Source organism: Phenylobacterium sp. 58.2.17 (genome assembly GCF_026411515.1).
GTDB lineage: Bacteria > Pseudomonadota > Alphaproteobacteria > Caulobacterales > Caulobacteraceae > Phenylobacterium.
This window is the reverse complement of the sequence record NZ_JAPMTQ010000028.1, coordinates 33,837-42,678: the sequence shown is the minus strand read 5'-3', so window position 1 is coordinate 42,678 and position 8,842 is coordinate 33,837. Positions and strand designations below refer to the sequence as shown.

Below are 8,842 nucleotides of genomic sequence, written 5' to 3'. Positions count from 1 at the left end.
GCGCCGGCCTGTCACGCCGGAGGTCGCGGGTTCGAGCCCCGTCATTCGCGCCACTTCTTCTTTCCCCACAAGAACTTAACGCAAGGCGCAGCGTCGCTGAGCCGACTTGGCTGCGCCGCACAGAACGCCATTTTAGCGGGCTCCATACCGGTCAAGCCTCCGCCACGCGTCTGCGACTGACCGACGGCTCTCACATCCCCGCACCTAGACCCTTCCGATTCCGATTCAGGTGGGGTATCAGACGCCCCTCGCGGCGACGTCGCCGTCACGCGGATGTAGCTCAGTTGGTTAGAGCGCCGGCCTGTCACGCCGGAGGTCGCGGGTTCGAGCCCCGTCATTCGCGCCACTTCCCCCCGAAAACTCAAGAACATAGGGCAAAGCGGCCACTGCTGGCGCGCGCGTCGTTTCCCACGAAAAACTTGAAATGGCTCCGCTTGACTTGAGGTAGCGCCGGGCGTCCGCTTCTCCCAATGAGGGAGGACGCTATGCCAAGAATTCATGCGCCGGCAGTCGCCATTGCGGCGGCGGCCTGCTTCTGGGCCGGATCAGCCGAGGCGGCCCGCTACTATGAGATCACGCTCAAGGGCGAGCTGGTGAGCGAATTGGGCTACGGCCCATGGGAACTCAACACTGGGGTCGATCAAAATCTGGCGGTGGGCGACATCGTCACGTTGACCGCGCGCTTCAACGCCGATTGGGCCTTCGACCAGGGCGGAGGCTTCGTGGCCGGGCTATATGGCCTGCCGACCGGTGGCGAGGAGTTCTGGCGCCTCGACGTCGGCGGCCTCACCTGGAATTCGATTCACGAGATGTACGACGGCTTCCCGATCTACGTGGATGACGAAAACTATTACGCCGATCCGTCGATCCGCTTCGCCGGCGGCAAGGTCACTGGCGTCTCCGGCGAGATGGTGCCGACCTCGACCGACACGATCCCGGTCTTCCGGCTCTCCGACTTCCGCATCGAACCGGGCGAAGGGCTATATGGAAACACCTACGGGACCCAGGGCTTCAAAGGGACCTGGGACTACGCCAGCTCGTCGGCGATCCTCTCGGGCGTGCCGGAGCCGGCGACCTGGGCGATCATGATCGTCGGGTTCGGCATGACCGGGGCGACGATCCGGGCCGCCCGCCGCCGGGCCAAGACCGCCCACGCCTAGCAACCACCTCCGGGGCGGCGGCTCTCCCGCCCCGGAGCACGCCCCTGGATCCCTGAGACTTGACCATTCCCTCCGACGCGCGGACACCTGCACTGTCGACGGAGGATGCGCGCATGAGGACCTACCGCAGTCTGGCGGCGCTGGTGGTTTGGTTCGGACTGCTGCTGCATTACTTTCTGATGGTCCAGGGGCAGGCAGGCGCGGACTTCGCCACCCGGACCGTCAATTTCTTCAGCTACTTCACCATTCTCAGCAACCTGCTGGCGGCGCTGGCCATGTCGGCCCCGACGCTCGCCCCGGCAAGCCCGCTCGGTCGCCTCTTCGCCGCCCCGGCCGCGCGCACTGCGGTCGTGCTCTATACGAGCGTGACCGCCCTCACCTACATCGCCGTGCTGCAGGGCCTTTGGAAGCCGCAGGGCCTCCAACTGATCGCCGACATCACCCTGCACTACGTGACGCCGGCCATGCTTCTGCTCGACTGGCTCGCGTTCACGCCCAAGGGCGCCCTGCGGCCGTCGATGGCGCCCGCCTGGCTCGTCTTCCCCCTTGGTTTCGGCATCTACAGCCTGGCGCGCGGTCCGTTCGCAGGCTTCTACCCCTACCCCTTCCTTGACGTGTCCGATCTCGGCTACGCGCGGGTGCTGGCGAACATGGGGGTGATGGCAGCCCTGTTCCTGGCGTTCGGGCTGGGCTTCGTGCTGCTCAACCGTCTCCTGGGCCGCAGGGCTTAGGCCGCCCCCTCACGCATTCCCTTCAGCGCCGCGGCCCAGCGAGCCAACTCGTCCAGCATGGTCTTGGCCGAGCCCAGGTGGATATCGTTGGGCGTAAAGCGCTTCTCTTCGTCCAAATGCTGGCTGAACATCGGGATCATCACCTGCTCGGGCAGCGGCATGATCTTGAAGCTGGTCATCATCAGCTTCTCGGTCTGGGTGGCGCGGATACCGCCTGACACCCCGCCATAGCTGACGAAGCCGGCGACCTTGTTGTGCCACTCGAGCACCAGGTAGTTCATCGCATTCACCAGCGAGGGCGGCGGCCCGAAGTTGTATTCGGGCGTCACGAACACGAAGGCGTCGGCGCTCTCCACGCTCGCGCTCCAGGCCTTCGTGTGGGCGTGTTCATACTTGCGCAGGCGCGGATGGTGAGGCTCGTCGAAGACCGGCAGGGCGTAGTCGGCCAGATCTTCGAGGCTGACATCGAAGCCGCCATGCTCCTTGGCGTAGGTTTCGAACCACCGACCGATCGAAAGACCGACACGTCCAGGGCGGGTCGAACAGACGATAACGTTGAGCTTCAGGGCCATGGCGATTCTCCGAGCAAGCCTATCGCCCCCAGCATAGCCGCCCCGGGGCCTCGAAGTCGTCCGCTGGAATGACGCGCGCGCCTATCCGGGCGGCCCGCGCTCGAACACGGGCAGGCCGGGCGTCATCTGGTGCCAGGACGGCGCGTCGACGGTCCAGATGTGCATGCCCGGCGACAACGCCGACGGATCGTCGAGGCCGCCCAGTTTCACGGCCAGGAACGGCAGCACCACCGGGTCGGAGTAGAGCGGCGTGCCGCAATCGGCGCAGAACGCCCGCAGCACGTCCTGCCCGCTGCCGCCGGGACTGACGAACGCCTTCGGCTCGCCCTGCGTCACCTCGAAGGCCTCGCGCATCACCAACGCCACGTAATTCGGGCCGCCGCCGGAGCTGTACTGACATTGCCGACAATGGCAGACGCCCACCCCCATCGGCGCCTGGCTGACCCGGAAGCGGATCTTTCGACAGGCGCAACCGCCTTGAAGTTCACTCATCACCCCGCCCCTAGCCGACCAGTTCGGCGCTCTTCGTCAGCACGAAATCATCCGGGTCGGGCGCCAGCGTCGCACGCCAGTAGTCGACCAGAGCGAAGGGCCAGTTCTGGCTCACGCGGCCGCTCTCGCTCTTGTACCAACTGCTCACCTGCGGCGCGCCCCAGGCCATCAGGCTGTTGCCTGCGTCCACCCGCTCGTTGAACGCATCATGCACCTCGCGGCGCGGCTCCATCGCCGTCGCCCCGGTCTGGGCCAACAGCTTCAGGCACCCGACGATGTAGCGGACGCTGCACTCGGAGAAGAAGATGATCGAGCCGTTGACGACGATGTTGGTGTTCGGTCCGTAGATCATGAACAGGTTCGGGAAGCCTGGCGTGGTCATGCCAAGATAGGCGCGCGGGTCGGCGCCCCAGGTCTCGTGCAGATCGGCCCCGCCGCGCCCCTTGACCTTCATCGGCCACAGGAACTTCGATGCATGGAAGCCGGTGCCATAGATGATCACGTCGAAGTCGCGCGACTTGCCGTCGGCGGTGGTGACGCCCGTCTCGGTGATCTCGGCGATGGAGTCGGTGACCAGCTCAACGTTCGGTCGCTGCAGCGCGGCCATCCAGACGCCATTGTCGAGCAGCGAGCGCTTGCCGCCAACCGGATAGGTCGGGATCACCTTCTCGATCAGGTCGGGCCGGTTCGGGGCCTGCTCGGCGATGGCCATCGCGATCATGTCCCGGAAGCCCTGGTTGAGTTCGCTGACCGCGGTCGGCGGGCCGTTCCAGCCAGGATCGGCGGTGACCATCGGCAACAGGCCGTCCGTCACCATCCAGAACATCCAGAAGCGGTACCATTTGTCGTAGAACGGCACGTGCTCCATCAGCCAGTTCATCCCCTCGGGGACGTCCTCGTGATAGTGCGCCACCGGGAACCCCCAAGGCGGGGTGCGCTGGAAGACGGTCAGGCTGGCGACCTTGCCGGCGATCTCCGGCACGAACTGATAGGCGCTGGCGCCGGTGCCGATGACGGCCACGCGCTGGCCGGTCAGGTCGACGTCGTGACGCCATTCGGCTGAATGGAAGGCCGGTCCGGCGAAGCGCTCCCGGCCCTTGATCTCCGGATATCGCGGCCGGTTCAGCTGGCCGACCGCAGTGACGACGGCGTTCGCCTCCACATGCTCGACGCCCTCCGGGGTCTTCAGGCGGACCTTCCAGACGCCGCGATGATCGTCCCAGACCATCTCCTCGACCGTGGTCGAGAAGCGGATGTGCTTCTTCAGGTCATGCTTGGCGGCGACGCCGCGGAAATAGTCCAGCAGCACGGGCTGGGTGGAGAAGTGCTGCGGCCAGAAGTGGTTCGGCTCGAAGCTGTAGGAATACATGTGGTTCGAGGAGTCGACGCGGCAGCCGGGATAGGTGTTCTCGAGCCAGGTCCCGCCAACGTCGGCGTTCTTGTCGACCACCTGGAACGGCACGCCGGCTTGCTCGAGTCGCAGCGCAGTCAGCAGGCCCGACATCCCGGCCCCGACCACCAGGACATGCAGCCGGCGCGCGACGGTCTTCAGCTCCGGCGACCAGTCGGGATCCTTCGAGGAGTGGCCGTCCAGCGCCAGTTCGTCGGTGAGGAAGTCGCCATAGCTGTCGGGGATGTCGGCCCCGGCCACGAAGCTCATCATTTCCCGGACCATGGCCGGCGACGGCGTCGCCGCCATCGGGGTCTTGCCCGTCAGGTAGTCGGTGATCGCCGTCTTGGCGAGCGCTCGCATCTTCGCTTGCTCGACCTCCGGCACCCCGGTCTCGCCCCGCGAGAGCGGCGTGTAGGCCGGCCGCCACTCGGGCCGCAGCCAACTGGGATCGCCGGTCAGGTGCACGAGCGCCGCCGAGAGCGCCGGCAGATGCGCCGTCGCCAACGCCTGGTCGAGAGGCCCGAGGTCCACCGCCATGACACGTCTCCGCCCTGGTGATCGTTGTTATGCGAGGAGACTACGCCTCTCGCGCCCCAGGGAAAGGGCGCCGCCACGTCAGCTAGGCATGAATGCGGACCGGCAGCGTCTCATAGCCCTTCACGAAGCTGGAGCGGACCCGGCGCGGTTCGCCGACGACCTCCACATGCTTGAAGCGCTTCAGAATCTCCTCCCAGACGATGCGCAGCTGCATCTCGGCCAGGCGGTTGCCGACGCAGCGGTGGATGCCGAAGCCGAACGACAGATGCTGGCGCGGCCGCTCGCGGTCGATGACGAAGGCGTCCGGATTGGCGATCACCTCGTCGTCACGGTTGCCCGAGACGTACCACATGACCACCTTGTCGCCCTTGCGGATCTGCTTGCCGGCCAGCTCGATGTCTTCCAGCGCCGTGCGGCGCATGTGGGCCAGCGGGGTCTGCCAGCGGATGATCTCCGAGACCATTGACGGGATCAGCGCCGGATTCGCCTTCAGCTTGTCGTACTGTTCGGGGTTCTGGTTGAGCGCGAGCAGCCCGCCGCTGATCGAGTTGCGGGTGGTGTCGTTGCCGCCGACGATCAGCAGGATGATGTTGCCGAGATACTCGTCGGGACTCATGTTCCGCGTCGCCTCGCCATGGGCGAGCATCGAGACCAGGTCTCCCGCCGGCGGGCGGTTGACCCGCTGGTTCCAGAGTTCGGTGAAGCTGGCCAGGCATTCCATCAGTTCGGCCTGCCGCGCCTCTTCGGTCTCGCACAGCCCCCCCGGCATCGGCAGGGTCGTCGCCACGTCCGACCACCGCGTCAGCCGTCGCCGATGCTCGAACGGATAGTCGAACAGCGTCGCCAGCATCTGGGTGGTCAGTTCGATCGACACCCGGTCGACCCAGTCGAAGGTCTCGCCGACCGGCAGTTCGTCGAGGATGCGCCCGGCCCGCTCGCGGATGATCGGTTCCAGCACCTGCAGGTTGGCGGGCGAGACCACTGGACTGACCGTCTTGCGCTGCACGTCGTGTTTGGGCGGATCCATCGAAATGAAGCTGGGGCGGCGCAGGTCCGGCCGCGCGTCGCGGATCGTGATCCCGCCCAGGGCGGCTTCCGATGAAAAGGTCCCGTGGTTGGTGTCCACGGCCATGATGTCGTTGAACTTGGTGACTGACCAGTAGGGGCCGAACTCGCTGTCCTTGCACCAGTGGACCGGGTCCTCGCGCCGCAGCCGCTCGAAGTAGGGCCAGTGAGTATCGGTGCGGAACAGATCAGGGTCGCCGGGATTGAACTCCTCCAGCGGCAAGGAATAGGCCCTGGCCTTGGCCTCGTCGGCCAGCTTCATGGCGCCGTCAGCCATCGCGCGATCTCCCTGTGTGATCGACGCCTGGTCGCAGCTGCCGCCGGCGCCGTTGGACCGATGAAAGCCCAATCCGCCGGTCCCCACAACAAACCTTTGAATCCAAACTAAGTTCGGTTCTCAGCGAGCCTGTCGCGACTTCCAGACCGCATAGAGCGAGGGCCCGTCGCAAGGGACCGCCTGCTGGCGGATGTCGATCGCCTGGGCGTCCAATGGCATGGCCATCTGCGCGTAGACAGCGGCCGTGGACAGGCCGAACGCCTCGGCCTCGTCGTTCGAGAAGCAGAAGCGCACCGCCGCCACCCCGGTCATGTGCATCGCCGCCAGGCACATTGGACATGGCTGGCCGCTGGCGTAGATCACGCAGCCGTCGAGCCGCGGGACGCCCAGCGCCTGCGCCGCCCTGCGCATCGCCGTCAGTTCGGCGTGGGCGGTCGGATCCCCCGTCGCGCCGATTTCGTTGACGCCGGTGGCGATCACCTCGCCGTTCTTGACCACCACCGCGCCGAACGGCCGTCCGCCATCGTCGAGGACATTTGCCGTCGCCAGGTCCACGGCTTGCGCCAGGAAATCCGCCTCGGTCGGCATCGCCGCTACTCCACGCCTTGGGCGCGCCGGATCTGATCCATGACCGCCGGCGACAGGGTGACGCCGGAGGCGCCCAGATTGTCGATCAGGTGCGCCATGCGCGTCGTCCCGACCACCGCACAGGACACATGAGGGTCGGCCAGCACGTAGGCCAGCGCCGCTTGCGACGCCGACAGGCCATCCAGCCGCCCCAAGAAGCCGAACCGCGCGCCCTTGGCGATGTCGCCACGGTGGTTCTTGAGCGCGCGCAGGGCATACCAGACGTCCCGCGGCGCGCGCAGGCGCATGACCTGCCGATTGGCGTGCCCCATGGCCAGCGCCATCCCGGCCAGCACGCCCTTGCCCTGCTGCGCCGCCCGAGCGATCAACGCCGCGCGTTCGGGCCGCAGGACGTTGTAGTCGACCATCACGACGTCAAAGACGGCCAGCCCGATGATGTGGTCGATCACCGCCGGGTCGAAACTGTTGGCGCCGACCGCGCCGACGAGCCCGCGCCGCTTCAGCTCCTCCAGCGTCGCCAGCATCTCGTCGTCTAGCTCGGAGATCGCAGGGCCGTGCAGCTGCAGCAGCGGCAGACGCTCCAGGCCGAGGTTGCGCAGGCTCCGCTCGACGCTGGCGATGATCGCCTGCGGCCGGAAATCGCGCGCCACCCGGCGGCCATCGTGAAACGTGCCAGCCTTGGTGGCGACCACCACCCGCTCGAGGTTCCTGCCCTTCAGCGCTCGGCCAAGCCGCGGCTCGGCCCCGCCGCCGGAATAGGCGGCCCCCGTGTCAAGGAAGGTGACTCCACGCTCCAGGGCGGCATGCACGAGGTTCACCGCCTCCCGCTCGTCGAACGCCTTCTGTCCCCACCAACTCGCACAGCCGAGGCCAATCTCGGAAACACTGAGGCCGGTGCGGCCAAGGGCGCGAGAGCGGACGGGATCGGCGAGGCTTGGCAAGGTCTGGTCCGGGACGGCGCCTAGAATTCGCGTTGGCGCGCGCAACGCTTGCGTTAGTCACCGCGTGGGTAGCCGGTTCAGCGCCTTGGATGCAAGCCCGACCCAGCCGCCGCCGCTATCTGAAACCGGCTCACCACAACGGCTTGAGGCGCCGCCGGCCGACCCCAAAGGAATAGACACCACCCGTTACACATAAGTTTTATTTACACGATATCGCGTTCTTTTCCAAACGAAGGAAAATACCACTACCAATATTTCGCCTTAACACTTCGTAACAAGCCAGACCATGAATCGACGCCAACTGACACGTTTCTGACATGGTTGCAGCACTCACCTCAGGTCGAAACCCCACAACACCATCGCTGGCCTTGAATACGAAAACCGCAGAGAATAATAACAACGTTATTCGATACGGGCGCTGCGGACTTCGCACCGCAGGTCGAAAGGGGGAGGCGTAAAGGACGGGGGCCCGCAGAGCCCTCGCGACCAGGAGGGCTACCCCCGATGCGCGACGTGTTCCCAGACGCCGTCATCGCCCTGATTCCGATGATGCGCGGCTATGCCATGAGTCTCACACGCTCCAGATCGGAGGCAGACGACCTGGTTCAGGACACCCTCGTGAGGGCCTGGAGATTCCGCACCGCCTACGAACCCGGAACCAACCTGAAGGCCTGGCTCTACAAGATCCTGCGCAACATCTTCTATTCGAACCATGCCCGTCGCCGCCTGGTGGTTCAGGACGCCGACGGCAAGCTGACGGCCCAACTGTCCTGCACGCCGGAGCAGGAGTGGCAGGTCGAATTCGGCGACCTGCTGCGCTCGCTGGACCGTCTGACGCCGGACACCCGCGACGCCCTGCTGCTGATCGTCGTCGCCGGGCTGAGTTACGATGAGGCCGCCGAAGTCTGCGGCTGCGCGACCGGCACCCTGAAGAGTCGCGTCAGCAGGGCGCGCGCCCGTCTGGCCGAACTGCTCGACTACGACCTGCCCGCCGCGCGCCGCCATCTCGCGCGCCGTCCCGCCGCCCCTCGGGGTGCGAATGAACTCCCAGGTCGGGCCTGACGTTTAGTCGCCGGCTAAGGGGCT

8 protein-coding genes, 2 tRNA genes and 1 pseudogene (1 of these 11 running past the window's edge) are annotated in these 8,842 nt (G+C 66.2%); 5 read left to right on the top strand and 6 right to left on the bottom strand.

What is annotated here, in order from left to right; genetic code table 11:
• The 4 genes and pseudogenes from OUA97_RS16060 to OUA97_RS16045 all read left to right on the top strand — a co-directional run.
• A tRNA-Asp gene (locus tag OUA97_RS16060) sits at positions 1 to 53 on the top strand (it extends 119 nt beyond the left edge of the window).
• 216 nt (positions 54 to 269) lie between these two features.
• A tRNA-Asp gene (locus OUA97_RS16055) sits at positions 270 to 346 on the top strand.
• A 685-nt stretch (positions 347 to 1,031) separates the two neighbouring features.
• A pseudogene (locus OUA97_RS23470) lies at positions 1,032 to 1,160 on the top strand (PEPxxWA-CTERM sorting domain-containing protein); the annotation flags it as partial.
• Positions 1,161 to 1,273: 113 nt separating this feature from the next.
• Positions 1,274 to 1,891, top strand: coding sequence for a Pr6Pr family membrane protein (locus OUA97_RS16045; RefSeq protein ID WP_267233037.1), 618 nt, complete (start codon positions 1,274 to 1,276; stop codon positions 1,889 to 1,891).
• On the opposite strand, the gene OUA97_RS16040 is transcribed toward OUA97_RS16045, so the two are convergent.
• The 6 genes from OUA97_RS16040 to OUA97_RS16015 all read right to left on the bottom strand — a co-directional run bounded on the left by OUA97_RS16040 (position 1,888) and on the right by OUA97_RS16015 (position 7,756).
• Positions 1,888 to 2,463 (bottom strand): NADPH-dependent FMN reductase, encoded by a 576-nt coding sequence (locus tag OUA97_RS16040; protein ID WP_267233036.1) that lies wholly within the window; start codon positions 2,461 to 2,463, stop codon positions 1,888 to 1,890. The two genes, OUA97_RS16045 and OUA97_RS16040, sit on opposite strands and share 4 nt — an antisense overlap.
• 81 nt (positions 2,464 to 2,544) lie before the next feature.
• The gene (locus tag OUA97_RS16035; protein WP_267233035.1) at positions 2,545 to 2,955 is read right to left on the bottom strand and encodes a GFA family protein; all 411 of its coding nucleotides are present in this window, start codon (positions 2,953 to 2,955) and stop codon (positions 2,545 to 2,547) included.
• A gap of 10 nt (positions 2,956 to 2,965) precedes the next feature.
• Positions 2,966 to 4,885, bottom strand: coding sequence for a flavin-containing monooxygenase (locus OUA97_RS16030; RefSeq protein WP_267233034.1), 1,920 nt, complete (start codon positions 4,883 to 4,885; stop codon positions 2,966 to 2,968).
• 82 nt (positions 4,886 to 4,967) lie between these two features.
• Positions 4,968 to 6,227, bottom strand: a complete 1,260-nt coding sequence (locus tag OUA97_RS16025; RefSeq protein WP_267233033.1) for a cytochrome P450 — start codon at positions 6,225 to 6,227, stop codon at positions 4,968 to 4,970.
• Between the two features lie 120 nt (positions 6,228 to 6,347).
• Positions 6,348 to 6,815, bottom strand: a complete 468-nt coding sequence (locus tag OUA97_RS16020; protein WP_267233032.1) for a nucleoside deaminase — start codon at positions 6,813 to 6,815, stop codon at positions 6,348 to 6,350.
• Between the two features lie 5 nt (positions 6,816 to 6,820).
• Positions 6,821 to 7,756: an aldo/keto reductase gene (locus OUA97_RS16015; protein WP_267233031.1), complete on the bottom strand. Its 936-nt coding sequence runs from the start codon at positions 7,754 to 7,756 to the stop codon at positions 6,821 to 6,823.
• 504 nt (positions 7,757 to 8,260) lie between these two features.
• Between OUA97_RS16015 and OUA97_RS16010 the strand changes: the two genes are divergently transcribed.
• Positions 8,261 to 8,818: a sigma-70 family RNA polymerase sigma factor gene (locus OUA97_RS16010; protein ID WP_267233030.1), complete on the top strand. Its 558-nt coding sequence runs from the start codon at positions 8,261 to 8,263 to the stop codon at positions 8,816 to 8,818.
• Positions 8,819 to 8,842: the final 24 nt, after the last annotated feature.